General features: G+C 61.1%; 20 protein-coding genes. 6 read left to right on the forward strand and 14 right to left on the reverse strand.

Annotated elements, in window-relative coordinates:
* Positions 1-403, reverse strand: a 403-nt coding sequence (locus ACK8OE_RS17225; RefSeq protein ID WP_410273592.1) for a WbqC family protein, incomplete at its 3' end; no start/stop codon positions are given.
* A 173-nt stretch (positions 404-576) separates the two neighbouring features.
* Between ACK8OE_RS17225 and ACK8OE_RS17230 the strand changes: the two genes are divergently transcribed.
* Positions 577-1,059 carry a GNAT family N-acetyltransferase gene (locus ACK8OE_RS17230; RefSeq protein ID WP_410273593.1) on the forward strand — a complete coding sequence of 161 codons (483 nt, stop codon included), beginning with the start codon at positions 577-579 and terminating at the stop codon, positions 1,057-1,059.
* Between the two features lie 222 nt (positions 1,060-1,281).
* On the opposite strand, the gene ACK8OE_RS17235 is transcribed toward ACK8OE_RS17230, so the two are convergent.
* Complete coding sequence (locus tag ACK8OE_RS17235; RefSeq protein WP_290795666.1) at positions 1,282-2,295, reverse strand: NAD-dependent epimerase/dehydratase family protein; 1,014 nt, start codon at positions 2,293-2,295, stop codon at positions 1,282-1,284.
* Positions 2,296-2,518: 223 nt separating this feature from the next.
* Positions 2,519-3,244, reverse strand: coding sequence for a sugar transferase (locus tag ACK8OE_RS17240; protein ID WP_410273594.1), 726 nt, complete (start codon positions 3,242-3,244; stop codon positions 2,519-2,521).
* Between the two features lie 332 nt (positions 3,245-3,576).
* Between ACK8OE_RS17240 and surE the strand changes: the two genes are divergently transcribed.
* Positions 3,577-4,386, forward strand: coding sequence for a 5'/3'-nucleotidase SurE (gene surE, locus ACK8OE_RS17245; protein WP_410273595.1), 810 nt, complete (start codon positions 3,577-3,579; stop codon positions 4,384-4,386).
* Entirely contained in the window at positions 4,383-5,030 is a 648-nt protein-coding gene (locus tag ACK8OE_RS17250) for a protein-L-isoaspartate(D-aspartate) O-methyltransferase (protein ID WP_410273596.1), read from the forward strand. Before surE ends, ACK8OE_RS17250 begins: the two co-directional genes overlap by 4 nt.
* Positions 5,031-5,054: 24 nt before the next feature.
* Here the strand turns inward: ACK8OE_RS17250 and ACK8OE_RS17255 are convergent, their stop codons facing one another.
* The 3 genes from ACK8OE_RS17255 to alr all read right to left on the reverse strand — a co-directional run bounded on the left by ACK8OE_RS17255 (position 5,055) and on the right by alr (position 9,317).
* Positions 5,055-6,812, reverse strand: a complete 1,758-nt coding sequence (locus tag ACK8OE_RS17255; RefSeq protein WP_410273597.1) for a DUF885 domain-containing protein — start codon at positions 6,810-6,812, stop codon at positions 5,055-5,057.
* A gap of 114 nt (positions 6,813-6,926) precedes the next feature.
* Positions 6,927-8,183: a D-amino acid dehydrogenase gene (locus tag ACK8OE_RS17260; RefSeq protein ID WP_410273598.1), complete on the reverse strand. Its 1,257-nt coding sequence runs from the start codon at positions 8,181-8,183 to the stop codon at positions 6,927-6,929.
* Between the two features lie 3 nt (positions 8,184-8,186).
* Positions 8,187-9,317 (reverse strand): alanine racemase, encoded by a 1,131-nt coding sequence (gene alr / locus ACK8OE_RS17265; protein WP_410273599.1) that lies wholly within the window; start codon positions 9,315-9,317, stop codon positions 8,187-8,189.
* Positions 9,318-9,446: 129 nt separating this feature from the next.
* Here alr and ACK8OE_RS17270 point away from each other — a divergent pair, with 129 nt between their 5' ends.
* Positions 9,447-9,899 (forward strand): Lrp/AsnC family transcriptional regulator, encoded by a 453-nt coding sequence (locus ACK8OE_RS17270; protein ID WP_272740131.1) that lies wholly within the window; start codon positions 9,447-9,449, stop codon positions 9,897-9,899.
* Here the strand turns inward: ACK8OE_RS17270 and ACK8OE_RS17275 are convergent, their stop codons facing one another.
* The 4 genes from ACK8OE_RS17275 to ACK8OE_RS17290 form a co-directional block, all read right to left on the reverse strand.
* Positions 9,900-10,907 carry a family 43 glycosylhydrolase gene (locus ACK8OE_RS17275; protein WP_410273600.1) on the reverse strand — a complete coding sequence of 336 codons (1,008 nt, stop codon included), beginning with the start codon at positions 10,905-10,907 and terminating at the stop codon, positions 9,900-9,902.
* Positions 10,908-11,032: 125 nt separating this feature from the next.
* On the reverse strand, positions 11,033-12,550 hold the full coding sequence (locus ACK8OE_RS17280) for an efflux transporter outer membrane subunit (protein ID WP_410273601.1): 1,518 nt from the start codon (positions 12,548-12,550) through the stop codon (positions 11,033-11,035).
* A complete protein-coding gene (locus ACK8OE_RS17285) occupies positions 12,550-15,774 on the reverse strand; it encodes an efflux RND transporter permease subunit (protein ID WP_410273602.1) in 3,225 nt (1,074 codons plus the stop codon). Before ACK8OE_RS17285 ends, ACK8OE_RS17280 begins: the two co-directional genes overlap by 1 nt.
* 188 nt (positions 15,775-15,962) lie before the next feature.
* Positions 15,963-17,165 carry an efflux RND transporter periplasmic adaptor subunit gene (locus ACK8OE_RS17290; RefSeq protein WP_290795693.1) on the reverse strand — a complete coding sequence of 401 codons (1,203 nt, stop codon included), beginning with the start codon at positions 17,163-17,165 and terminating at the stop codon, positions 15,963-15,965.
* A gap of 279 nt (positions 17,166-17,444) precedes the next feature.
* On the opposite strand from ACK8OE_RS17290, the gene ACK8OE_RS17295 reads away from it, so the two are divergent.
* Complete coding sequence (locus ACK8OE_RS17295) at positions 17,445-18,173, forward strand: TetR/AcrR family transcriptional regulator (protein ID WP_410273603.1); 729 nt, start codon at positions 17,445-17,447, stop codon at positions 18,171-18,173.
* Here the strand turns inward: ACK8OE_RS17295 and ACK8OE_RS17300 are convergent.
* Together ACK8OE_RS17300 and ACK8OE_RS17305 are read right to left on the reverse strand one after the other, a co-directional pair.
* Positions 18,170-19,024, reverse strand: coding sequence for a PA0069 family radical SAM protein (locus ACK8OE_RS17300; protein WP_410273637.1), 855 nt, complete (start codon positions 19,022-19,024; stop codon positions 18,170-18,172). The two genes, ACK8OE_RS17295 and ACK8OE_RS17300, sit on opposite strands and share 4 nt — an antisense overlap.
* Positions 18,915-19,292 (reverse strand): hypothetical protein, encoded by a 378-nt coding sequence (locus ACK8OE_RS17305; RefSeq protein WP_410273604.1) that lies wholly within the window; start codon positions 19,290-19,292, stop codon positions 18,915-18,917. The genes ACK8OE_RS17300 and ACK8OE_RS17305 overlap by 110 nt, the downstream gene beginning before the upstream one ends.
* Positions 19,293-19,450: 158 nt before the next feature.
* On the opposite strand from ACK8OE_RS17305, the gene ACK8OE_RS17310 reads away from it, so the two are divergent.
* On the forward strand, positions 19,451-20,617 hold the full coding sequence (locus ACK8OE_RS17310; protein ID WP_410273605.1) for a Gfo/Idh/MocA family protein: 1,167 nt from the start codon (positions 19,451-19,453) through the stop codon (positions 20,615-20,617).
* Here the strand turns inward: ACK8OE_RS17310 and ACK8OE_RS17315 are convergent.
* Together ACK8OE_RS17315 and ACK8OE_RS17320 are read right to left on the reverse strand one after the other, a co-directional pair.
* Positions 20,614-21,561, reverse strand: a complete 948-nt coding sequence (locus ACK8OE_RS17315) for an SMP-30/gluconolactonase/LRE family protein (protein WP_410273606.1) — start codon at positions 21,559-21,561, stop codon at positions 20,614-20,616. The two genes, ACK8OE_RS17310 and ACK8OE_RS17315, sit on opposite strands and share 4 nt — an antisense overlap.
* A gap of 232 nt (positions 21,562-21,793) precedes the next feature.
* Positions 21,794-24,958, reverse strand: a complete 3,165-nt coding sequence (locus ACK8OE_RS17320; RefSeq protein WP_410273607.1) for an autotransporter domain-containing protein — start codon at positions 24,956-24,958, stop codon at positions 21,794-21,796.
* Positions 24,959-25,200: the final 242 nt, after the last annotated feature.

Consider the following 25,200-nt stretch of genomic DNA (forward strand, 5'->3'; position numbering starts at 1 on the left):
GCGGCATCGTCGGAATCCGCACGATGATGGCGGCGTTGAGGTCGGCGATGTGGGATGTACGTGTGTCCAGCGCTGTATCAACAAGTTCCATGACCAGACGGAAGTGCGGTGCTTTGCGATAGGCGGCCGCAAGCTGGCCGCGGATGCGTTCGCGCCAGGGCTGGCTATCATCTATGCGCATGTCGCGGATGCGTGTGTCACAGGCCGAACGGTGCAGGGGGACGACCATATAGGTCCAGCCATTGTCCGGGCGCAGGATCCGGTTGCGGTTGATCCAGCCGTGCCGGATATATTGCACGTCGTCATTGAGGACGAAAATATCGCTGGCTGCGATCAACTGCCAATAGCCCAGATAGGGAAAGAAATAGGGCTGCATGATCGCCAGAACGGGGCTGTGCCTCATGTATCCCACGCCATTGCAAGACGGGTGGCCGGGCGGCGGCGCAACTCATCGCGCAGCCGTGACCAGTTCTCATAGCGTTGTCGTTCCGCCGCTGGCAGCGCCAGATACTGGGGTTTGTCCCATGGATCGCGGCCGTGCCGATAAGCGCACCCTTGAGTACAGGCCTCAGCCGAATGCATGTCCGGCTGAGACTTCGCGCGAACAAAGACACGGATTTCCTGCGAGCACTTTATGCGACGGTTCGCGCGGAGGAAATGGCCGTCGTGCCTTGGCCCGAAGCCGTCAAGGCCGCCTTCCTGCGACAGCAATTCGATGCGCAGGATCTCTGCTACACGACTTCTTATCCGAGTGCACGACAGTGGATCATCATCCGTGACACAGGTGCGACCAGAAGGCCGGTCGGTCGTTTTTTCCTTTACTGCGGTGTCAAAGACTGGCGCATCATCGACATTGCCTTTTTGCCGGAATGGCGGGGAATGGGCATGGGGTCAGGCCTGATCACCGCCACGGCTGCCGATGCCGCCGCCGCCGGGTGCACGCTCAGCCTGCATGTCGACATCCATAACCGTGCGAAAAGCCTTTACCGGCGTCTGGGCTTTGTGGAAGACGGCGCGCATAACGGGCTTTACCAGAAAATGGTACGGGCGCTGCCGTAACGACCGCTTGCCATAGGACATCTTCCGCCTGACGACTCAGGATTGGCCGGGATCAAACACCTGGATCATTATGATTTCTGATAGAAACATAATGATCTGGATTTTTGTTTAGCCCCTCGCCGGGTACGGGCTCCGCCACCTTGGCCGCCGCCTCAATGGTGGCTTGAGCGGAATGTTTCTATTTGAAATCATTCCGCTTTAGGGGCGTGGATGTGTTGGTTGTCAGGTCCTTCTGTCATACCCCCGGAACCAGTTAATAAAAGCTGTAACGCCCTGTTTGATGCCCATGCCGGGCAGAAAGCCGGTTAAGGCCTGAAGCAAGCGGGTGCTGGCATAGGTGCGCGGCACATCGCCTTTTTGCATAGGCAGCATGTTACGCTTCAGCGGGGTTTCCAGCGCCTCTTCGATGGTGTCGATGAAAGACATCAGGCTCACCGGCTGACCGCCCCCCAGATTGACCACCCGGAAGGGCCCCAGTCTGGACAGGGTGTCACGGGCCTGATCGTCCGGCACACGATTGTCTTCGGAAGGAATGACCGGGATCAACCGGACAATCGCCTCGACCAGATCGTCGATATAGGTAAAGTCGCGCGCGTGTTGTCCCATGCCGTAAACGTCGATGGCTTCATTCCTGTCGGCCGCATTAACGAATTTAAACAGCGCCATATCGGGACGGCCGTAGGGGCCATAGACGGTAAAGAAGCGGAAGGCTGTCGTCGGTATCTTCCACAGATGCGCATAGGAGTGGGCCATCACCTCCATCGACTTTTTGGTCGCGGCATAGAGGGTCATCGGCTCATCCGTCTTGTCCACTTCCTCGAACGGCACCTTCTCATTGGCGCCATAGACAGAAGAGGTCGAAGCCAGCAGCAGGTGCTGTGGCGTGTACAGGCGGGCGATCTCCAGAATGTTGAAAGAGCCGATCACATTGGTATTGACGTAGGTACGCGGCTGTTCAAGTGAGTAGCGTACACCCGCCTGCGCGGCGAGGTGGATAATGATCTCCGGCTGACAAGCCTCAGCCGCCGTCATCAGCGCGTCCATGTTTTCCAGCATGGCCTCTGTGTGTGTGTAGAGAGGCTCACGCTTCAGCAGTTCCACGCGCGCGCGCTTTAACCGCACATCGTAATATTCGGTCATGCCGTCATAGCCGTGAACCGTATGGCCCTCGGTCAGCAGGCGCTGCGCCAGGTGGAAGCCGATAAAGCCTGCGGTGCCGGTAATAAAGACTCTCATATTATCACTCTCGCCCGGACGCCGAGGTGGCATCGCGTCCGGGATACATCAAAGACGTTAATCTGGAATCGCCGACAGACGGACCTGACGTTTGATTCTGAAGATCGGTGTTCGTCATCCTACTGACCGATCACTGTCAAAGCTGCAAGCCCGCGCGGTCATTCCGTGCATCTGAGCGGCAAATATCGGGCATTTATGTCAGCCTATGGGCGTAAGCCGCCGATCAATAGGCATTTTTATCGCGACTGATTATCAGTGCCGTCCGTATGAGGATAACGAGATCGTCGCGGATCGACCACGACTGGATATATTCATTATCCGCCTTCACGCGGTTTTCGATGCAGGCGGGTGTGTGGATTTCCCCGCGATAGCCACGGATCGCCGCCAGCCCGGTCAGGCCCGGTCGCGCGCGAAAGCGGGCGGTGTAGCCGGGGACGCGTGAAGCAAACGCTTTGTCGTGCGCGATGGCGTGCGGGCGGGGCCCGACCAGAGACATGTCGCCTTTCAGCACATTCACGAGTTGTGGCAGTTCGTCGAGGCTGGTCCGGCGCAGAAACCGGCCCAGGCGGGTGACGCGGGCATCGTTGCGCTGTGCCTGAACCACGTGCGCGCCATCCTCTGCGACCCGCATGGTGCGGAACTTGTAGATTTTAAACACGCGCCCGTTCAGGCCGGTGCGGCGTTGGCAGAACAGAACCGGACCAGCGGAATCGAGCCTGATCAGCAGGCTGAGGATCAGTAAGGCGGGCAGCAGGAACAGCAGCACCGGAAACGCAACCCCTATATCCAGAAAGCGTTTATAGGGGCTATCCGCCACCCGGCAGCTCTGAGGCTTCCGGTGCAGGATCAGGGCCTCGGGATCGGGGCGGCGGCGCAGAAGAGAGGCGGACAGGGCGGCAGGGGTATTTGCCACGTCGGCGTAATCCGTCCACCCAACATATTCCGACATGGTTGTAGCCTTTAAAATATTCGACAGACGGCTGTGTTTTGAAATGTCTGAAAATCAGGAAGTGTAAGGCTGAAAGGAAGGCATTTACTGAGTGGCCCCCGGCACTATCGGCCGCTGTTACGCCGGTTGCCATTAACCGCACGCCCGGGCGTTAACCATGTTTTTCGTCAAATTGGAGAATCTTGATATGCGACTCGCGTGCCTGGGGATTTTTGCCGAAGCGTGTGGTCTGTGGATCATCGGTCCTGAAGACGGTTTTGAGCCACGCCTGACGGGGATGTCTTGTGCGTTCGCCAAGAGCGCTCTAGTACGGAGGGCGAAAGGTGAGTCCCATGCGTATCCTCCTGACCAATGACGACGGCGTCGAAGCGTATGGCATGATGGTGCTGCGTGAGATTGCGGCGCAACTGTCGGATGACGTCTGGGTGTGTGCGCCGCTCTATGAGCAGTCGGGCAAGGGACGGGGGATCACCCTGCACGACCCGCTGCGCGCGCACCGTCTGGATGAACGCACCTTTGCGGTTACCGGCACGCCGACTGACTGCGTTCAGATTGCCGTCAATGACCTGTTGCCTGAACCCCCTGATCTGGTCCTGTCGGGGGTTAATCGCGGCTTTAACCTCGCTCAGGATGTGACCCTGTCCGGCACGGTGGCCGGGGCCTTGCAGGGGATGACGCTCGGCATCCCGTCGATTGCCCTGTCGCAGTGTCTGGACTTCGATCTGGACGTCGAAGCGCAGTGGGAAGCGGCGAGGGCCTATGGTGCGCCGGTCATTTCATCCCTTTTAACAAAGGGTTGGGCGAAAAACCTCATCTTCAATATCAATTTCCCCGACTGCGACGATGAGGCGGTGACGGGCGTGGAAATGACGCGGCAGGGCTTCCGCGACCTGCATGATCTGCACGCCGTCAAGCGCGTCGATCCGCGCGGCCGGCCCTATTACTGGCTCGATTTTCACGGTCATGACTGCGAGCTGGTCGATGGCACCGATCTCAAAGCCGTCGCCGAAAACCGCATTTCGGTGACGCCTCTGCATCTTGATCTGACACATTACGAGACGCTGCACGCCTATAAAGGCGTTTTCGGTGGCGCGGCCCCGAAGCGTATCCGTACCCCCGACCTCAAGGAGACCGGTCGATGAGCGAGGCCCTGCCGGAAACCCGCATCGAGCGCCTGCTGGCCAGCCTGAAAGCACAGGGTATTCAGGACGAAAAGCTGCTGCACGCTATGGAGTACACCCCGCGCGACCTGTTCGTGCCGGAACTGTTCCTTGACCGCTCGTGGGAGGATTCCGCCATCCCCATCGCCGCGGGCCAGACCATTTCGCAGCCCTATATCGTCGCCCTGATGACGCAGGCCCTCAAGCTGGAAGGTCGCCATCGTGTGCTGGAAATTGGCACAGGCTCTGGCTATCAGACGGCGATCCTGTCGCGCCTGTGCCGTTACGTCTATACGATCGAGCGTTATCGCTCCCTGATGCTGGAGGCCGAAATCCGCCATAAGCGGCTGATGATGGAGAACATCATCTATCGCTTTGCCGATGGCTGGGACGGCTGGCCGGAGCAGGCGCCGTTTGACCGCATCCTTGTCACTGCGGCGCTTCCTGACGAACCACTACCCCTTCTGGCGCAGCTCAAGGTCAAGGGGATCATGGTCGCACCACAGGGGCGCGGGTCGGTGCAGCGCCTGCTGCGCTATACGCGCACCCCCGAAGCCTATGAGGTGGAAGACCTCGGCGAGGTGCGCTTTGTGCCGCTGATCGAAGGCGTGGCCAAGGATGGCTAAATGATTAATCCGCCACCGGACTAATTATTCATCCTTGTACGGACTTGTGCCGCCGCGCGCGATAAAGCGGTCCACGGCCTGTTCCATCACCGGCAGGGGCACAGAGCCTAGTTCCAGAACCGTGTCATGGAAGGCGCGGATATCGAACTTCTCACCGAGCGCCGCTTCGGCCTTGGCGCGGGCCTTCCAGATGGCCATTTCGCCCAGATAGTAGCTCAGCGCCTGACCCGGCCAGGCGATGTAGCGATCGACCTCGGTGGTGATTTCATGCTCGGACAGGGCGGTGTTTTCACGCAGGAAATCGAGCGCCTGATCGCGCGTCCAGCCCTTGGCGTGCATCCCGGTATCGACCACCAGACGCGCCGCACGCCACATCTGATAGCTCAGCATGCCAAAGCGCTCATAGGGTGTCTGATACATGCCCATCTCGACGCCCAGACGTTCAGAATAGAGCGCCCAGCCTTCGCCATAGGCCGAGATGTAGCCATTTTGACGGAAGGGCGGCAGGCCCTTGTTTTCCATGGCCAGTGGCATCTGGAAGGCGTGGCCGGGCGCCGATTCGTGCAAGGTCAGCGCCATGACCGAATAAAGCGGGCGCGACGGCAGGTTATAGGTATTGACCCAGTAGCCGCCGGGTCCGCCGCGTCCGCTGGTGTAGAAGGGGGCGATTTCCGGAGCCACGGGGATGATGGCAAAGCGCATGCGCGGCAGGCGACCGAAATAGTCACCAGCCTTGCCGTCGAACATCTTGGCGGCCCAGGCCGAACGGTCGAGCAGTTCCTGCGGCGTCTTGGCATAGAATTGCGGATCGGTGCGCAGGAAGGTCAGGAAGGCCTTGAGATCGCCCTTGAACCCGACCTCTTTCATCACCGCGTCCATTTCGCCACGAATCTTGGCGACCTCGTCCAGACCGATCTGATGAATCTGGTCCGGCGTCAGGGTGAGGGTGGTGTATTCGTAGATCTGAGCCTGATAGAAGTTGCGGCCATCCGGCAGGTCGATAGCGGCGATGGAGGTCGTCGCCTTGGGCGTATATTCGCCATTGAGGAAGGTCAGCACGCTCTGGTGCGCCGGAATGACGCTTTTCTGGATGGCCTCAAGGCCGAGTTTTTTCAGTTCGGCCTGTTTGTCGGCAGGAATAGTCGCCGGGAAGTCCTTGAACGGCTTATAGAAGGGGTTGGCTTCACCTTTGGCCTCGATCACCTGCGTCAGCGAGACATCGCGGCCTTGCAGCGAGACGCGCGGCAGGGTGAAACCCCGCTTGAGGCCAGAGCGCATATTGTCGATATTCTGACCGAAATAGCGCGGCATGTCGCCCAGCGTCTTGATATAGTTGCGATAATCGGCCTCGCTGCGGAAGGTGCCGCTCGCAATATAACCCAGATCAGACCAGAAGGAGGTATCACCTGCCACTGGGCGCTCATAGAGCTTATAGAGCTGAGCATTGATCAGGGTTTCAATCTGAAAGCGATAGACGCGATAATTGTCAGCGTCCTTTTCTGACAACTTGCTGATGTCGATGGCATCCAGTTGCTTAAGCACAGTCTGCCAGTAAGCCAGTTTTTTGTCCTGAGCCGCCTTTGAGACGTCGGGCAGGCCGCCCCCGCGCTGATCGGCGGGCGTGTCTTCATTGGCCGCCGACTGCTTGCCGCGCCATTCCCATTCGGTCTTGTAGATCGTCGCGAACTTCGCCTGAACGGCCGGATCGACCTCGGCGCAGACAGGCAGGGCGGAGGTGGCGAGAATGACAGACAGGGCGGTGGCGCGCAAAAGGGCTTTCATGAGATCACTCTGTGAGGCGTGGCAATGTCAAAATGTATACCGTATAATTTGAACTTGGCAATCCGGGTTATACCGTAACACCTAATTTAACCGCACCGGCACTCGCACCGAAGCTCAGGCGGCGTAACGCTTAAGACTGAGATCGCCCGTTTCAATGTCCGGGATCTGGCCGCTGATCAGGTCCGCCAGCACCTTGCCCGAACCGCACGACATGGTCCAGCCCAAGGTGCCGTGGCCGGTATTGAGCCACAGATTGCCATAGCGCGTCGGGCCGATAATCGGCGTGCCGTCGGGTGTCATCGGGCGCAGGCCCGACCACAGGTTCGGGTGATTGAGGTCGCCTGCGCCGCCAAACAGGTCTTCGACGACGTATTTCAGCGTGTTGAGGCGGGCTTCGGGCAGGTCTTTTGAAAAACCAGCAATCTCGGCCATGCCGCCGACGCGGATGCGCGTGCCGAGGCGCGTGATGGCCACCTTATGCGCTTCATCCATCACGGTGGACAGAGGGGCGCGGTGTTCATCAATGATGGACAGGGTCAGGGAATAGCCCTTGACCGGATAAACCGGCACGTCCAGACCCAGCGGTTGCAGGAAGGCGGGCGTATAGCTGCCCAGCGCCGCCACAAACAGATCGGCTTCGATATCGCCATCGGCGGTCTGCACCGCCTTTATGCGCTCGCCCTCGCGGACCAGTCCGCGCAGATCGACACCGTAGCGGACCACCACACCCGCCGCCTCAGCTTTTTCAGACAAGGCATTGGTAAATTTGAAACAATCACCCGTTTCATCATTGGGCAGACGCAGGCCCCCGACGATCTTGTGACGTGAGGCCGTAAGCCCCGGTTCGGCGGCAACGCAGCCGTCGGTATCGAGCAGTTCAAACGGCACGCCGCCGTCTTTCAGCACCTGAATATCCTTGGTGAGGCCGTCGATCTGCTTTTGCGTGCGAAAGACTTCCAGCGTGCCTTGCGTGCGTTCATCATAGCGGATGCCAATGTCCTGCCGCAGCGCCATCAGGCAGTCGCGGCTGTATTCGGCGACGCGCACCATCCGGCCCTTGTTGCGCTTATAACTCGCGCTATTGCAGTTCATCAGCATCTGCCACATCCAGCGCACGGCCTGCGGGTCGAGATTGGGGCGGATGATCAGCGGCGCGTGGTTCATGAACAGCCAGCGCAGCGCCTTTTGCGGGATACCGGGTGCTGCCCACGGCGAAGAATAGCCGGGCGAAATTTCTCCGGCATTGGCAAACGAGGTTTCCAGCGCCGGGCCGGGCTGACGGTCGATGACCGTCACCTCATGCCCGGCCTGACGCAGATACCAGGCCGAGGTGACGCCGATGACCCCGGCCCCCAGAACGACGATCTTCATGCCTCAGCCCTCCGCTGCGATGAGGTGACGGTGATACCGCGGACCCAACTGGGTCAGGATTTCGTAGGCGATGGTGCCGGCGGCGGCTGCCACATCGTCCAGCGACTGATGCGGACCGATAAGCTCGACAAAATCACCGGCCTTCAGCGCGCCTTCGGGCAGGGCGTCGATGTCGATAATGATCGAGTCCATCGACACGCGGCCGATAAAGGGCAGGCGCACGCCCTTGAAATAGACCGCGCCCTGATCGCCCAACCGGCGCGGCAGGCCGTCGGCATAGCCCGCGGATAGCGTGGCCAGACGCTTGGGCGCGTCGGTCACCACCGTGCCGCCATAGCCGATGCGCGTCCCGGCGGGGACGCTGCGGGTCTGGATGACGGCCAGATCGAGCGCAATGACCGGCTGCATCGGATTGGGTCGCTCAAGGTGCGGCGCGGCCCCGTACTGGGCAATACCGGGACGGCACAGATCGGCGTGGTATTCCGCCCCCAGAAACAGCCCGCCGGAATTGGCAAAGCACAGGGGCGTGTCGGGAAACAGGCGCGAGGCTAACTCAAAGGCTTCCAGTTGCTGGCCATTGGCCGGACTGGCGGGCTCATCGGCGCAGGCCAGATGACTCATCAGATAGTCAATGCGCACGCCCTCAAGACGCTCCGGTGTGTGGGCCAGCGCCTTAAGGTCTTCGGGCATGAAACCCAGACGCGACATGCCGGTATCGACCTGTAGCAGGGCGGGTAGGGTCTGCCCCATCTGGCGCGCTACATTGGCCCAGGCGTCGAGCTGTTCGGGGCAGTTCAGTACAGGGATCAGCCCGGCTTCGGCAGCGCGGTCTTCGCTGCTCGGCGTCAGTCCGTTCAGCACATAGAGCGCAGCATCAGCGGGCAGATGCGGGCGCAGATCGAGCGCTTCGCGCGTCAGGGCCACGAAGAAATGGCGGCAACCGGCGGCGTAAAGGGTGTCTGTCACCGCTGCGACGCCCAGACCATAGGCATCGGCCTTGACAACGGCGCTGACCGGGGTAGGCGCCGCCAGCTGGCAGAGTTTAAGATAGTTGGCTTTCAGAGCGCCGAGATTGACGCGCAGAATGCCGCCTGCGCCGTTTGCCAAAGCCTCATTCGCCAGAACCTGATCCATGCCGCCCTCTTTCCGCCAATAGAGACAAGATTAACGCAAGGATCGTCGAATGTTCGTGCTATTTGACGTGATTAGTTCATATATGTGTCATATGTCGCAACAATTGTTCGCTTTTCGAAAGAATCTGTCATGCGCCCTCTCGATGCGGTGGACCGCAGCCTGATCCGGCTTCTCCGGCTCAATGCGAGAATGAGCAATGCCCGACTGGCCGCCGAGGTGGGCCTGTCGCCTTCGGCCTGCCTGCGGCGCATTCAGTTGTTGGAAAAAAGCGGTGTCATCCGCGGCTATACCGCCCTGATCGGCGAAGAGGTCGAAGGCGAGTCTATCGCCGTCATTATCCGCATCTCGCTGGAGCGACAGAGCGAGGGGACGCTCAGGCGCTTTGAGGCAGCGGTGCGCCGCTATCCGGAAATCCGCGAGTGTCTGCTGATGACCGGGGACGCCGACTATGTGCTGCGCGTCGATATTGCCGACGCCCGCGAATTTGAGCGTATCCACACCGAGGTGCTGTCGAAGCTCCCCGGTGTGCAGCGCATCCATTCCAGCTTTTCGATCCGCAACGTACTGGCGCGGGCGGTCTGACTATTTCGGCGGCGTCAGCCGCGCATCGACCGGCGCATTGCGATCGACCGTCAGCCAGCCATCGGGGCCGATCTTCAGTTCGGCGACCTGAATGACGGTGCGCTGACCGTATTTGGGGTTGGTCGCGGCTTCCGGGGCCTTATACTGATGCACGAAGTAGTAGATCAGGGCGCGGCCATTGTTGACCACCACGTCGGGATGCTGGCCCTTTTCATTATCAGTCGCCTGCGTGCCCGGCTGTTCCAGCAGGCGGTTGGGTTGTGGCGTCCAGGTCTTCAGATCGTCCGAACGCAGGACCATCAGCCCCTTCCACACATCGGCGATCAGCCAGTAGTGGCCGCCGAACTGGAACACCTTGGGCCCTTCGGCATTGGTGTCGATGACCGGATCGGGCTGACGCACCCATGATTTGAGGTCCGGGCTTTGCAGCACAAACAGGCGGCTGCCCTTGCGCTCGTCCTTGAACCACAGGCGATAGAGGCCGTCCTTCTGGATGACGCTGGCATCAATCGCTCGGTCGGTTCCCAGTTCCAGCCGCTCACCGCAGGTCCAGTGTTTCAGGTCCGGGCTGGTCAGGTGGACGATGAAGCGCCCGGCCTTCCAGTCCTTGAAAACGCCCGGAACAACCGTCAGCCACATGTGATAGGTGCCGTTATCGGCATAGACTTCCGGCGCCCACAGGGTTTCGCCCGTGCATGACAGCGGGATATCGGCCATGCCCTGATAGGCCCAGTTCACGCCGTCTTTCGAGGTCGCTACCCCAATGGGCGTGCCATGCACCCACGATACGTCGCCATCGGGCGTTTTCAGCGTGGCGCGGCGGTTGGTGTAGAACATCTTCCAGTCCCTGGCCGCGCGGTCGTAGATGATCGACACATCGGCTGCCCCATCATAGACCGGGTCGCGGTAGAGGGGCTTCGGCGCTATGGACGACGCCTCGGTGTGGGGCAGGGCGGCGCAGCCCGCCAGCGACAGAGCTATAAGGGCGAGGCTGAGGCGCATTTTCATCGGACGTTTCCCTTTGGTTATTTGTCTGACTTATAGAGCAAATACGTTCAATTCCAAGCGTTATCGCGCACAAAAAAACGCCTGCCGAGCGGGTCGGCAGGCGTCAGAGTCATGAAGAGCCCGGTTTACACGGTCCAGTCGCCACCCAAAGCGCGGATGAGGCGCACGGTTGCCTGATATTGCTGGGCGCGCACCTGAAGATCCTGACGGCGGATGCGCAGATAGGAGCGCTGGGCATCCAGCACTTCAAGCTGCGACACATAGCCGTGTTTGTAGCGCGCCTGCGACAGGTCGAGCGCCCGGCGCGCCGCCGCCAGAGCCGTGGCTTGGGTCTCGGCTTCGCCGGTCAGGCCGTCTATGTCCGACAGGGCGTTTTCGACGTCGCCAAAGGCCACCAGAACCGACTGACGATACTGCGCAAAGGCAATGGCCAGATCACCCTGCGCCAGCTCGACGCCGGCCTTGCGCTGGCCGCCGTCGAAAATCGCCTGCGCCACAATGGCGGTGAGCGACCAGTTGCGTGCCCCTTCGGAGAAAATGTCCGACAGCTCGTTCGACGTGCCCCCGGCAGAGGCGGTCAGGCTGAGGCGCGGGAACCACGCGGCCCTGGCGATGCCGACGCGCTTCTGGGCGGCCTGCATGGCCTTTTCGGCGGCGGTGACGTCCGGGCGGCGCGTCAGAAGCTCAGACGGCAGCCCCGCCGGGATCAGCGGCCCGGCCCCGGCCCAGGGCTGTGCTTCCCACGCTTTGCTTTCGACGCGGAAGGTCGAAGGCAGGTCACCGACCAGCAGGCTCAGGGCGTTTTCGACCTGCGCCCGCTGACGATTGAGCGCCTTCAGCTCGGCCTCGGTTGTTGCGACCTCGGTTTGCAGCCGCACCACGTCCAGTTCGGCGATATCACCGGCCGCATAGCGGTTTTGCGTGACGCTGAGCGTGCCCTGATAGGCCTCCAGCGTTTCGGTCACGATGGCGCGGTCTTCATCGAGGGCGCGCAGGGCGAAATAGGTCTCAGCCACCGCGCCCTGAACCAGCAGTTGCGCCCATTTCGCAGTGTCTTCGGCGGCAGAGGCGTCGAGCGTCGCCGCCTGTGTCGCCTTCGACAGACGGCCGGACAGATCGACCTCATAGCCGAGGTCGAGGCCGGCCGCGTGCAGGGTCGAGGCCTTGGGCGACTGGCCCGTTTGCGAGGCGCGCGACGATTGCAGTCCGGCGCTGACCTGCGGCAGCTGCACGGCACGGGCCTGACGGATCAGGGCGCGGGCCTGCTGCACGCGGGCGGCGGCGATGGCCACGTCTGTATTGCGGGTCATGGCGCGCGCTTCGAGATCGTCGAGCACCGGGTCACCGAAGATCAGCCAGAAGGCGTCGGCCTTCTGGGCCAGAGGTGGCGCGGTGGTCTCGGTTGTGGCCGGGGCCTTGAAGGCCGCGGGCGGGGTGAGGCCCGCGTCCTGCGTCAGGGGGGCGGTAGCGCACCCCGTCAGGAGAAGGGCCGCAAAGGTAAGAGGGATGACTCCAAAGCGTGACCCGTCACGCTTTGGCAAGGCCGACTGGCCGCCCGAGGCTTTGTGCTCAGAGAGCGAAGCGTTAGCACGCTTCGATGGGCGAGGAGCCCCGCGGCGTTTGAGCGATAAAAATGGGGACATTAATGTGCCTCCGGATGTGAGTTCAGCGTGGCGGTGCTCGGCGCGGGGTCGATCCCTTCGTCGCCGGACTCATCGGGGTGGGTATGGGCCTTGAGCGGGCGATTGCCGGTCAGGGCGCGCAGGGTGACGTAGAAGACGGGCGTCAGGAACAGACCGAAGACGGTGGCCCCGATCATGCCGGCGAAGACGGCCACACCCATGGCGTGACGCATTTCTGACCCGGCTCCATGCGCCAGAACCAGAGGCAGGACGCCCATGATGAAGGCGATGGAGGTCATCAGGATCGGGCGCAGACGCAACCGGCTGGCCTCAATAGCGGCCTGTAGCGGCCTGTGTCCGGCCAGTTCCAGCTCGCGGGCAAATTCCACGATCAGGATGGCGTTTTTGGCCGACAGCCCCACCAGAACGAACAGGCCGATCTGGGTGAAGATGTTGTTGTCGCCGCCCGAAACCCATACGCCGGTGATAGCGGCCAGCAGACCCATCGGCACGATCAGCAGGATCGACAGCGGCAGGACCAGACTTTCATACTGCGCCGCCAGCACGAGGAAGACGAGCAGGATGACCAGCGGGAAGATGATGGCGGAGGAGTCGCCCGCCAGAATCTGCTGATAGGTCAGGTCGGTCCATTCGTACTCGATCCCCGGCGGCAGGACTTCGGCGGCGATTTTGGCGGCGGCGGCTTCGGCTTGACCCGAAGAGAAGCCGGGGGCGGGGCCGCCATTGATGTCAGCGGCCAGATAGCCGTTATAGCGGGTGGCGTTGACCGGCCCGAAGGACGGTTCGACCTTCAGAAGCGCCGACAGGGGGATCATTTCGCCGCTGCTGGCGCGCACCTTGAGCTGACCGATGTCTTCCGGGCGGGCGCGGTAGGGCGCATCGGCCTGAAGACGGACGGAGTAGGTGCGGCCGAACTTGTTGAAGTCGTTGACATACATTGAGCCGAGATAGATCTGCATGGTGTCGAAGACATCCTGCACATTGACGCCGAGCTGACGGGCCTTGACGCGATCAATGTCGGCATAGACCTGCGGCACATTGATTTGATAGTTGGAGAAAACGCCGGCCAGTTCCTTGGTCTGATAGGCCTTGGCGACAAAGGCCTTGGTGGCCTGATCGAGCGCTTCGGGCCCAAGCGCACCGCGATCCTGAAGCTGAAGCTTGAAGCCGCCCGTGGTGCCGAGGCCGAGGATCGGCGGCGGTGGGAAGACGACGACATAGGCGTCGCCAATGCCCAGAAACTTCTGGTTCAGCGCACCGGCGATGGTGCCGGCATCGAGGTGGTTTTTGCCGCGTTCCTCAAACGAGTCGAGCGCCAGAAACACTACCGCCGAATTGGAGGCGAGGGTAAACCCGTTGATCGACAGGCCGGGGAAGGCAAGCGCGTCCTTCACGCCTTCTTGCTTCATGGCGATATCGGTCATGGCGCGGGCGGCAGCTTCGGTGCGGTCGAGCGTTGCCCCGTCGGGAAGCTGCACCATGCCGACCAGATACTGCTTGTCCTGCGCCGGGATAAAGCCGGTGGGGACGGTCCTGAACATGAACAGGGTGGCCAGCACCAGCACCGCATAGACGCCCAGCATCAGGGCCTTGCGTGAAATAATGCCCCCCAGACCCCTGCCGTAGTTTTCCGACGACCGGTGGAAGAAACGGTTGAACAGGCGGAAGAAGCCGCCCAGCCAGCGGTCCATGAAGCGCGTCAGGGCGTCCTTTTTGGCGTGGTGGTCCTTGAGCAGGAGCGCCGCCAGAGCCGGGGACAGGGTGAGCGAGTTGATCGCCGAAATGACGGTTGAGATGGCGATGGTCAGCGAGAACTGACGGTAGAACTGACCCGACAGGCCGGTGATGAAGGCCAGCGGCACGAAGACCGCGACCAGCACCAGTGCGATGGCGATGATCGGGCCGGAGACTTCGCGCATGGCCTGATAGGTGGCTTCCTTGGGCGATTTGCCGGCTTCGATATTGCGTTCGACGTTTTCAACGACGACGATGGCGTCATCGACGACGATACCGATGGCCAGAACGAGGCCGAACAGGGTCAGGGCATTGATCGAGAAGCCAAAGGCGTGCATCACGGCGAAGGTGCCGATAACGGACACAGGCACGGCCAGCAGCGGGATGATCGAGGCGCGCCAGGTCTGAAGGAAGACGATGACGACGATCACCACCAGCAGGATGGCTTCGAGCAGGGTGTGGATCACCGAGTCGATGGATTCCTGCACATATTCCGTGGTGTCGTAGGCGATGCGGTATTCGACGCCTTCGGGCATGGTCTTCTGAAGCTCGGCCATCGCCTTTTTGACGTCGGCAGACACCTTCAGCGAATTGGCCCCGGCCTGTTCAAAGATCGGGATACCAACGGCCTTCTGATTGTTCAGCAGCGAGCGCAGCGAATAGTCAGCGGCCCCCAGTTCAACGCGGGCCACATCGCCCAGATAGGTGACGGCGCCGTTATCGGAGCGGACAATGATGTTGCGGAAGTCCTCTTCGGTTTTCAGGCGACCCTGTGCATTGACCGACATCTGGAGCGTGATGTCGGGTTGTCCGGGCGAGGCCCCGACGATACCGGCGGCGGCCTGCACGTTTTCGCCGCGCACGGCATTGGCGACGTCCGATGCCGACAGGCCGCGTTCGGCGACCTTTTGCGGGTCAAGCCAGATCCGCATGGAATATTCGCCGCCGCCGAACATCTGGATGGGGGCGACGCCTTCGATCTTTTGCAGACGGTCCTTGACGTGGATCAGGGCGTAGTTGCGCAGATAGTTTTCGTCATAGCGGCCATTGGGCGAGACGAGGTGCACAACCAGCGGCAGGGAGGACTGGCTTTTTTGCGTGGTGACGCCCAGCGCCCGCACGTCTGAGGGCAGGCGGGCCTCGGCCTGCGACACGCGGTTTTGCACCATCTGCTGCGCCAGGTCCGGATTGGTGCCCAGCTTGAAGGTGAGGGTCAGGGTCATCTGCCCGTCGGAGGTCGAGGCCGAGGACATGTAGATCATGTCTTCGGTGCCGGTGAGGGCTTCTTCGATGGGGGTGGCGACGGTTTCAGCGATGACGGCGGGGCTTGCCCCCGGATAGACGGCACGCACCACCACCTGCGGCGGCACGACTTCCGGGTATTCGGAGACAGGCAGGGTGCGCAGGCTGAGGAGCCCGAACACCACGATAAGCAGCGACAGCACACCGGCGAAGATCGGCCTGTCGATGAAGAATTTTGAGAGGTTCATAAGTGCCCCCTTATGGGCGGACGGGAAAAGATTGCGGCGCAGGCACGCCCTCCTCCCTGTGCCGCAGGCATGGGGAGGTGGATTTTGACGCGAAGGGGCAAAAAACGGAGGGGGATTACGCCAAAGGTTTCAACGAAATCAGGCTTTGGGCGTTACCCCCCCATCGCTGCACGACAGGGAGGAGATTTTTACGCGTTCGGCTTGGGCGTGGCGTCGATGACCGGACGGGCGGCGATCAGTTGCGGCGCGACGACCGTACCCGGCCGCAGGGCCTGAAGCCCCGACATCACCACGCGATCACCGGGTTTTAGCCCCGCCGTGACTACCTTCTGACCGTCAATCGTGCCACCCAACTGGACTTCGCGGTATTCGACCGCATTGCCCTTGCCCACCACATAGACGAAGCGCTTGGACTGATCGGTGCCGATGGCCACTTCGTTGATCAGTATGGCCGGCTTGGCCGTGGCCTCCCCCAGCTTGACGCGCACAAACTGACCGGGGATCAGCTTGCCGTCGGTATTGGCGAAGACGGCGCGGGCGCGCACGGTGCCTGACTGGCTGTCGAACTGATTGTCGATCAGTTGCAGGTGGCCGCTCAGCGGTTCGGAACCGTTATCCAGCTCCAGCTTCACCGGCACCTTGCCAAATTCCGCCCCGTTGAGATCGGCCAGCGTGCGGTTGATCACCTCTTCATTGGCATCGAAGCTGGCATAGATGGGCGAGACCGACACCAGGGTCGTCAGCACGGCCGAACCGGGGCCGGAGGCGACCAGATTGCCCTGCGTGATTTCAATCTTACCCACGCGGCCCGACACCGGGGCGCGAACCTGCGTGTAGGAGAGGTTGAGATTGGCCGATTGCAGAACGGCCTGCGCGGCAGCGAGGTCGGCTTCGGCGCTGCGCAAGGCATTGATGCGCGTTTCGGCCTCGGATTGCGAGATGGCACGCTCAGTCAGCAGGCGTTCCGCGCGGCTGTTTTCAGAGCGCGCCAGCGTCAGGCGCGCTTCGGCGGCCTGCACCTGTGCGCGGGCGCGGGCAACCTCAGCGGCGTAGGGGGCCGGGTCGATGGTCACCAGAAGCTGGCCTTCCCGAACGAAAGCGCCTTCACGGAAATGGATGGCCTTTACGGCACCGGAGACGCGCGAGCGGATTTCAACGCGCTCGACCGCTTCCAGACGGCCGGAGAAGGAGTCCCAGCCGCTGACGGTCTGTTCTTCGATGAGCGCCACCTTGACGGGAATGGCCTGCGGGGCGGCGGCGGTGGCCTGAGCGTCGGCTTTTGTGGTCAGGGCGTAGATACCGAAGGCCCCCACGCTCAGGGTGGCGATGGCGGCGGCGGTCAGGAGCGCCTGACGCGGCGCGCGCCGGTAAAGATCGGACGGGGTCAACATGCGGGTCACCTTTGGGGAGAAAGGGAAAAGAAAGGGAAGCGGCCACAGGAACAGCCCTTGAACCGGAGCCGCAGACATCCATTTATGTACTGTTTCGCAAATTAATAGAGGCTCGGAAAAATATTTGTGCGAATTGGTACAAAAATCTGTCAGCAGTCGCGAAAGGGGGGGCGAAATCTTAAGGTCAAGACGGCAGATATGACATCTGCGTGTCGGGGACTGGCAGCAGGGGAGCGGACACGCTACATATGGGGCAGTAAAAGGAGTAATCGTGTTGCCATGGTGCACCAGCCTTACGAGACGCTGATCCATAAGAGCGAGGCCGTAGAGGCCGACGCTGTGTCGCTGGGTCTGCCCGATGTCTGCGGGGATCAGGCGCTGGAGGCGAGCGCGTGCTGCAAGCGTCCGCGCGGGCGTCCGCGTGCCTATGACCCCGATCTGGTGCTGAAAAAGGCCCTGCATGTGTTCTGGCAAAAAGGCTTTGCGGCGACCTCTCTCGACGATCTGGTCGAAGCCACGGGCGTCAACCGCCCCAGCCTCTATGCCGGGTTTGGCGACAAGGAAGCGCTCTATCTCAAATCCATGCAGCATTATCGTCAGCGTATCAGCGAGCAACTGGATACGGTGCTGAGCTGCAACGGGCAGGGCGATAGCTTAAGCACCATTGTCGGGCGCTATTTCGACATCATGATCGGCACCTATACCGGCCAGAGCGAACACCCGCTGGGCTGCGCCTTTATGTGTACGGCGCTCAACGAAGCGCCGCAGCACGAGTCGATTCTGGAAATGCTGCAAAACACCATCGAAGAGTTCGATGTGCGTTTCGAGCGCTTCTTTACCGATGCTCAGACCTATGGCTGTCTGGCTGCCCATCATGACCCGAAGGTGCTGGCCCAGATGATCGGCGGCATCACCGCCAATCTGGGGGTGCGCGCCCGTGCCGGGGCATCGGCCGACGAATTGCGCCTCATTGCCGGGAACATGACGCGGATGCTGTTCGGAGCCTAAAATAGGCACATCTGCGGGTCACCGCCACGAAATTGCGTCGAATTGAGGGGTGTGCGCGGCGCATCCAGCCCATACCGCCGCAGCGCCAGCTCATAGCGCTGTTTCAGCAGGTCGGCCTCCAGTCCCGTGCCGGTCATGCGCGTCTTGAAATTGGGATCGTTCAGCTTACCGCCGCGCAGGGCCCGGATACGATTAAGCACGCGATCGGCGCGGTCCGGAAAGTTGAGCCGCAACCAGTCTTCGAACAGCAGCTTGATCTCGTGCGGCAGGCGCACCGGAATATAGCCGCCGCGGATGGCACCGGCCTCGGCACCGGCCTTGAGGATGTTTTCCAGTTCATGACAGGTCAGGCCGGGGATCAGCGGGGCCGCCAGTACATTTACCCGAATTCCGGCGGCACTGAGCGTGCGGATGGTTTCGATACGCTTCATAGGCGTCGCGGCGCGCGGCTCCATCACTCGCGCAATATGGCGGTCAAGCGTCGTCACCGACAAGGTGGCGGAAAACAGATTGGCTGCCGCCATAGGGGCCAGAATATCCAGATCGCGCAGGATCAGGGCCGATTTGGTGACGATGTGCACCGGGTGGCGAAACTCCCACAGCACCTCCAGCAGGCGTCGCGTCAGGCGTTCACTGCGCTCAATCGGCTGATAGGCGTCGGTATTGATCCCGAGCGCCAGCGGCGCGGCGCGGTATTTGGGGTGCGACAGTTCTTCGCGCAGACGTTCGGGGGCGTCGGGTTTACGAAAGATGCGGGTTTCGAAATCCAGTCCCGGCGACAGGTCCAGATAGGCGTGGGTCGGACGGGCGAAACAATAGATACAGCATGAGCTCGCACCCCTTGTACGGATTGATGGAGCGGCTCGACCCTACATCCGGCGAGTCGTTATAGCTGATGATCTTGCGCACGGCGTCTATGCCGAGGATGGTCTGCACACGCTCGATATCAGGATGGTCTTCGCTCTCCCAGCCGTCGGTAGTTTCATAGCGATCGGGCGCATCGAAACGGCCGCTCAGGCGGTTCGACACCGCGCCGCGTCCCTTGCGCACCCGATCGGGCAGGGCGTTCTCGTCGGTGATGCGTTCGGTGCGCAGGGCAGGGAGGGGCTTTGACGTCATGCCCTGAGATTAGCATCAAATAAGAACATAACAAGAACAAAATTCAGAAAAACGACTTGGGCCTGTTCGGTAAAAAAGCCGTGGGTAAACGTTGTCACCTGTCCGGATTCCGGTTTACAGTGCGACCACTGCATAAGTTCAAACAGAGGAAAACGCCCATGATGGATCGCCGACAGCTTTTACTAGGTGCCGGAGGCCTGCCGCTGGTCGCCAGTGCCGCCGCTACCGCCGCAGCCACCGCTCAAACAACAGGCAAAGCCGCCGGTCAGCCCCTGCCCAACGGGGTTGATCTGCCGGAGCCGCCCAAAAAGCGTCTGGGCTGGGCCGTGGTCGGTCTGGGCAGCTACGCCATTAATCAGGTGATTCCCGGCTTCCTTCAGGCCGATGAGTCGCGCATGACCGCCTTCGTCTCCGGCAATCCGGCCAAGGCAAAGGACCTGGCTGAGCGGTATGGCGTGGCCAAAACCTATGGCTATGACGATTTCGACAAGATCGCCGCCGACAAGGACATCGACTGTGTCTATATCGTCCTGCCGGTGGGTCTGCACGCCGAGTATACCATCCGTGCCCTGAAGGCCGGCAAGCACGTCCTGTGCGAAAAGCCGATGGCTTCGACGGTCGAGGAATGCGAGGCCATGGTGGCCGCCGCGAAGGCGGCCAATCGGCAATTGGGTGTGGCCTATCGCGTGCATTTCGAGCCGCTCAATATCGAGGTGAAGCGCCGCTGCAAACAGGGTGAACTGGGCGACCTGCGCTATATCACCGGCGATGCCGGGTTCAATGCTGACCCGCAATACCCGCCGATGAAGTGGCGTCTGGACAAGCCGCTGGCCGGTGGCGGTTCGATGTACGATATCGGCATCTACGCGCTGAACGGTGCCCTGATGCTGGCCGATCAGATGCCCGACACGGTGTCGGCCGTCTATGCCTATCCGAAGGACGATCCGCGCTTTAAGACCGTCGAAGGCGGGCTGAACTGGCGCATGACCTTCCCCTCCGGGCTCAGCGCACAGGGCTCGTCCTCCTACTGCTACGCCGGCGGATCACGCATCAAGGTGTTCGGTGCCAGCGCTGCCATCAATATGGACCCGGCATCGGACTATTACGACAATCGCGCCAATCTGCACCGCGGCTGGGACCCCGGTACGCCGGTGCGCGCGGCCCCGCCCTACACGCAGTTCGCCGCGCAGGTGGACGGCTTTTCGCAGGCCGCGCGCAGCAATACGCCGCACCGCACGCCGGGCGAGATGGGGCTGCGCGACATCCGCCTGATTCAGGCCATGTACCGCAGCGCCGATCAGGGCGGGGTAGTGGTTAAGGTTTAACCCGCAAAAGGCGTCGCGGGCAGGCCGGTGTGCCCGCGCAGCCGGGCCGGCGACACTTCAAACAGTGTCCCGGCCACGGCCTTATCCGGCGCAGTGTCGGGCAGGAACTGCGCCGCTGAGCTGATATACAGGTGGTCGAGTTTGGCGCCGCCGAAGGCCATGCTGGTAATCTGGGTGGCGGGCAGGGCAATAGTGAAATCCAGTTTGCCTTCCGGAGTGTAGCGGCTGACGCGGCCGCCGCCATAATGGGCGATCCATACGCCGCCCTGCGCATCCGTGGTCATGCCATCCGGCGCGCCCATATCGCCGTCAAATTTTACGAAAAGCCGCTTGTTCGACAGTGCCCCATCGGGTGCGACATCGAAGGCAAAGACCTCCTTGTCGTAGGTTTCGGTGTGCCACAGGGTGCGGCCATCCGCGCTGAAGGTCGGGCCATTGGCGCACAGATAGGGACCATCAACCCTGGTGACGCTCAGATCGGCGTCGATGCGATAGAAGGCCCCGACCTTTTCCTTCCATTTGGTGTCCATGGTGCCGGTCCACAGACGGCCTTTGGCATCGACCTTGCCGTCGTTCAGCCGCGTATCGTCGCGCTTTTCCGGTTGAACCAGAAGCGTGAAGGCGCCGGTCTTGGGATCGAAGCCATAGACCCCGTCGCTAAGGCCCGCAATCAGGCCGCCGGATTTGCGATCGGCGAGGAAGCAGACGGGCTTGGGCGTTTTCCAGGCCTTCAGATCGCCGCTCTGCGGATCGAGCGCGTAGATGGTCTGCCCTGAAATATTGACCCAGAAAAGGCGCTTGTGTGCCGCCGACCAGTAGGGACCTTCGCCCAGCGCATCACCCGCCCCCCCAAGGCCCCGGATACCCGTGTCGGCAGCCACGGCCTTTATCGGTAGCGTAAGGGCGGCCAGTCCAAGGGCAAGGCTGTGGCGACGGGTGATCATGGCGGGTTTCCTCTGTCCGGAGGGCGCGGATTCGCCCTGCTTTATAGGGTGACAACGTTATCACCTCTCGCGCCGCGCGAACAGAAAAAAGCGCGCCTCAGCCCCTGTCGTGACAGGGGCTCATTCCACACATCAGAGAATTTGATTCAACCAATATATTAGAATATATCAACAAAATATTGTTTTTGAATAATAATATGAATTATAATAAGCTAATACCTTAGGTGTGAACTCAGAATTTGAAACCCGTGCGAAGGCTCAGTTTGTAATTGCTGTATTCACTGTATTTTTCGCCTTCCGCTTCAAGTGCCACATAACCATATTCGTTGCCTGCCATCATACGCATACCGATGACCGGCGCGCCGCCCTTCACGTCGCCTGCCGAGAGGGTAAACGCATCCCCGCCCGTAAAGCGCGCGACGGTATCGTCCACCTTCACCGAGACATTATTGCGATAACCCACCCAGAATTCCGGTTGCAGCAGGGCCGTAAGGTCACCGCGCCCAAAGCTCAGGAGCGCAGAGGCCGTAGCGATATGGCTCTGGCGTTCGTCTATGCTAAGGTCGAAGGCGCTTCCGCCGCCGCTCTCATCCCGCGCGTCTTCTTTCAGCGCGTAATAGTCTATTGAGACAAGCGGCTTTACGCTGATTGGCCCCAGTGTCGCCCGATAGGAGGCCCCCGTACTGCCTGAGAGGCTGTAGCCGTTCCATTTGGCGCGCGCCGTGAGGGTATTGGCGGAGCCCACCATCTGACGCTCCGTCTCGAAGAAGGTGCCGCCCACCCCGGCGCTTAACCAGGCTTTCAGACCACCGCTCTCCAGTCGCCAGTAGCCGCCCACGGTGAAATCGGCCGCCGAAGAGGTTTCATAGGCGGTGGCGTAGGTGTCTTTGGGAGTCGCCGCTGTGTAGCTGGTGAAAAGACCCACCGCCTGCCCATAGCCCAGACCGCGTTCGATACCGCCGGCAAAGCTGAACCCCGTGGTTTTGAAACCCAGGGTCTGGCCGCGTTCGCGGTTGAGCTGATAGCCCTCTTCCTGAAGCCAGTAGTGAGTTTCGCCCACGCCGGGCAGGATCGACTGCTTTTGAATCGAGCGCGTAAGGGCCTCACGGCCGCGCGACAGAGACAGCAGGGTTTCACCCGAAAAATCGGGCAGGAAGGCCGCATAGGTGCTGACAAAACCGGTTTCAGTGGTAGCGGCCAGTAGCGTACTGGTCGTGTCATCGTCGGTCGCGGCCGCCGTCAGCACCGCCCCCAAGGCGCTGTACTCGGTGACGCTCAAACCGGATTCGGACTGCGTGCGCAGACGAAAATCGGCATAGAGCCCGTCATTGGCGCTGCCCGTCGTCAGGGTGGATTTGTAAAGCCAGGGGACCTGCTCATCCATGTCTGCGAAGTCGAGCGTTCCAAAGTCGATGTTTTTGCCGGTCATCAGAGTGAAGCGCGTCGGCGTCTGGATAATCTTGTCCAGCGTCAGATAGAGCGCCGCGCCATCGTCGAACACCGTCGTGCCGGTATTGATCAGAAGAGGCCTAGTGGGGTCTGCGGTGCTCAGCCCCAGATAAAGCTCGCTCTCACTCCCCACATGCAGGCTCGACAGGGTCAGTTGTGAGCCCGCGCTCAGCCCGAGACGGCCGTTGGCGACATCGACGGCCACCGTTCCGGCCCCCGTCAGCTTGCCGAGAACGACGCCTTCCTCTTCGATCGTGAGGCTATTGCTACCCGCACCGAAGTCGATATTGCCATAGATATAACCGTTGGACACGCGGACGGTATCATTGCCGGAACCCAGTTTCACATCACCGGCGATATAGGGAAGGGCATAATCGTCATCATCGAGATGGGCATTGACCAGCTCAATCGTCGTTGCCACGCTATTGCCGCTGAGGTCTATGGCTACCGCGCGGTTTACGGCGGTGTCGGTCACATCGTCTTCGTCCTCATCACCTGGCGTAATGCCGGCGGAGATGCTGCCATTGACGAGTAGGGAGGTCAGGGTGTTGGAAGTGTCGCGCAAGGCCGTGGCATTGGCCGTCGTGCCATAGCCGTAGGCGGTGAGGGCACCCCCTGTTTCAATCTTCAAGGTGCTTAGTGTCGCGCCGCTGTCGATATCCAGACCATAGGCCGTGTGAGAATCGGTTGTGGTGGTGTTGGCCGACAGCGTGCCCGACAGATTAAGCGTGCCAACCCTGGCACCGCTTTTTAGCGCCAGACCCGTGGCTATGGCTTCATAAGCGGAGGCGCTGACCGATCCGGACAGGCCAATGCCATTGGTGACCAGTACCTCGTATCCCAGACCAGCAATCTGTGCGGCTGTGGCATTTACCCCCTCATAGACGCCATAGGCCGAGACGGAACCGCGTATATCCAGTCCATAGGTCCGGCTGCTGTAATCGTCAGTGGCCGTGTCATTATAGGCTATGGCCCCCAGCGTAATGGCTTGCGTATCGGAACCGATCAGCAGGGCCGGCGCCGTGCCGTACTGGGCGATAGAGGCCGTGCCCTCTTCGGTATCTTCTATACCGTTGCCGTTTTCGTCGGTATTGGTGTCGTCCTCGCTGGTGACGGCGGCGTTGATCAGCACGCCACCGCTGACAGTATTTGAGACCTGCACCGCGGCCCTGGCCTGATAGAGGTCATCGGCGTCCAGAAGATCCAGATAATCGTCAGAGATGCTGGTGTAGCGATAGCCGGTATTGGTCACCGAAGCGTCGATGACCAGAGCACCGTTGATCGCGCCGGACAGCTCAACCGCCTGTGCGCCCTTGCCCTGCGTATAGATAGAGCCACTCAGATAGACCTGACCGGTTTGCGGGCCGCGCAGGGCGATACCGCGGGCGTCGTCGCCCAGAACGCTGATCGTCCCGTCAAACAGGAAATCACCGACCTGCCCCTTTTCAAACAGGATGGCGGCGGACTGATTGCCGTGCACGGTGATCGTCGAGTCGATATCGGCGTTGCCGGTCAGTAGGCCGGTGGCGCGCACCCCATAGCGGTTGGTCCCTTCTGCGAAGACACCATCGACGATATCATCATCGTACTCGTCTTCGGCAGTATAGTCGTCTGTGACCGTGATCGTGCCTGAAAGGTCTAGGTTGGTTGTGCGCGCCCCGTCAATCAGAATACCCGTAGCACCGCTTTCTGACGCCGACATTTCGATCACACCATTGAGAACCAATGTGTTGTCGGAATTGACGGTGAGGGCGGTGCCGCTGGTTAAGGTGATCGTGGCGGCGTCGGTGATGTCGATATCGTCTGCACCACCGCTATTGGCTGTGGCCGTTTGTAAGGGCGTGGTGGTGGCCGTCGAAACCGTGGTGGTCGCCAGTGCCGCCGGGGTCGCAAAAACGAGAGCCAGAGCGGTGGCAGAAAGAAGCAGCGAACGACGGGGATGGCGCATGATCGACCTTGGCGGGGAATGACAGTCGCCAAGGGGGTAAAGGGCCGCTGAGGCGGCAGAAGGGCCTTAAGATTACGCGCAGGTCGCAGAGTGTCAGGGCTGCAATCCAAAGCGACAGAGCAAAAAAGTCATCGGAGGATCAAAGACGGAAAAGCGATGCTTGCTTAATCCGATGTGTAAGTCATAATTGTGTAAGACGACTCTGTTCGGTTGAGTTGTACACATCGCGGGGAGGGGGCTTT

The sequence above is a fragment of the Asticcacaulis sp. W401b genome (assembly GCF_046503825.1).
GTDB lineage: Bacteria > Pseudomonadota > Alphaproteobacteria > Caulobacterales > Caulobacteraceae > Asticcacaulis.

What these genes read in the sequence shown, in the direction of transcription:
- ACK8OE_RS17230 (WP_410273593.1), top strand. Translation starts at nt 577, where the DNA reads ATGCATGTCCGGCTGAGACTTCGCGCGAACAAAGACACGGATTTCCTG.
- ACK8OE_RS17235 (WP_290795666.1), bottom strand. Translation starts at nt 2,295, where the DNA reads ATGAGAGTCTTTATTACCGGCACCGCAGGCTTTATCGGCTTCCACCTG.
- ACK8OE_RS17240 (WP_410273594.1), bottom strand. Translation starts at nt 3,244, where the DNA reads ATGTCGGAATATGTTGGGTGGACGGATTACGCCGACGTGGCAAATACC.
- surE (WP_410273595.1), top strand. Translation starts at nt 3,577, where the DNA reads ATGCGTATCCTCCTGACCAATGACGACGGCGTCGAAGCGTATGGCATG.
- ACK8OE_RS17250 (WP_410273596.1), top strand. Translation starts at nt 4,383, where the DNA reads ATGAGCGAGGCCCTGCCGGAAACCCGCATCGAGCGCCTGCTGGCCAGC.
- ACK8OE_RS17255 (WP_410273597.1), bottom strand. Translation starts at nt 6,812, where the DNA reads ATGAAAGCCCTTTTGCGCGCCACCGCCCTGTCTGTCATTCTCGCCACC.
- ACK8OE_RS17260 (WP_410273598.1), bottom strand. Translation starts at nt 8,183, where the DNA reads ATGAAGATCGTCGTTCTGGGGGCCGGGGTCATCGGCGTCACCTCGGCC.
- alr (WP_410273599.1), bottom strand. Translation starts at nt 9,317, where the DNA reads ATGGATCAGGTTCTGGCGAATGAGGCTTTGGCAAACGGCGCAGGCGGC.
- ACK8OE_RS17270 (WP_272740131.1), top strand. Translation starts at nt 9,447, where the DNA reads ATGCGCCCTCTCGATGCGGTGGACCGCAGCCTGATCCGGCTTCTCCGG.
- ACK8OE_RS17275 (WP_410273600.1), bottom strand. Translation starts at nt 10,907, where the DNA reads ATGAAAATGCGCCTCAGCCTCGCCCTTATAGCTCTGTCGCTGGCGGGC.
- ACK8OE_RS17280 (WP_410273601.1), bottom strand. Translation starts at nt 12,550, where the DNA reads ATGTCCCCATTTTTATCGCTCAAACGCCGCGGGGCTCCTCGCCCATCG.
- ACK8OE_RS17285 (WP_410273602.1), bottom strand. Translation starts at nt 15,774, where the DNA reads ATGAACCTCTCAAAATTCTTCATCGACAGGCCGATCTTCGCCGGTGTG.
- ACK8OE_RS17290 (WP_290795693.1), bottom strand. Translation starts at nt 17,165, where the DNA reads ATGTTGACCCCGTCCGATCTTTACCGGCGCGCGCCGCGTCAGGCGCTC.
- ACK8OE_RS17295 (WP_410273603.1), top strand. Translation starts at nt 17,445, where the DNA reads ATGGTGCACCAGCCTTACGAGACGCTGATCCATAAGAGCGAGGCCGTA.
- ACK8OE_RS17305 (WP_410273604.1), bottom strand. Translation starts at nt 19,292, where the DNA reads ATGACGTCAAAGCCCCTCCCTGCCCTGCGCACCGAACGCATCACCGAC.
- ACK8OE_RS17310 (WP_410273605.1), top strand. Translation starts at nt 19,451, where the DNA reads ATGATGGATCGCCGACAGCTTTTACTAGGTGCCGGAGGCCTGCCGCTG.
- ACK8OE_RS17315 (WP_410273606.1), bottom strand. Translation starts at nt 21,561, where the DNA reads ATGATCACCCGTCGCCACAGCCTTGCCCTTGGACTGGCCGCCCTTACG.
- ACK8OE_RS17320 (WP_410273607.1), bottom strand. Translation starts at nt 24,958, where the DNA reads ATGCGCCATCCCCGTCGTTCGCTGCTTCTTTCTGCCACCGCTCTGGCT.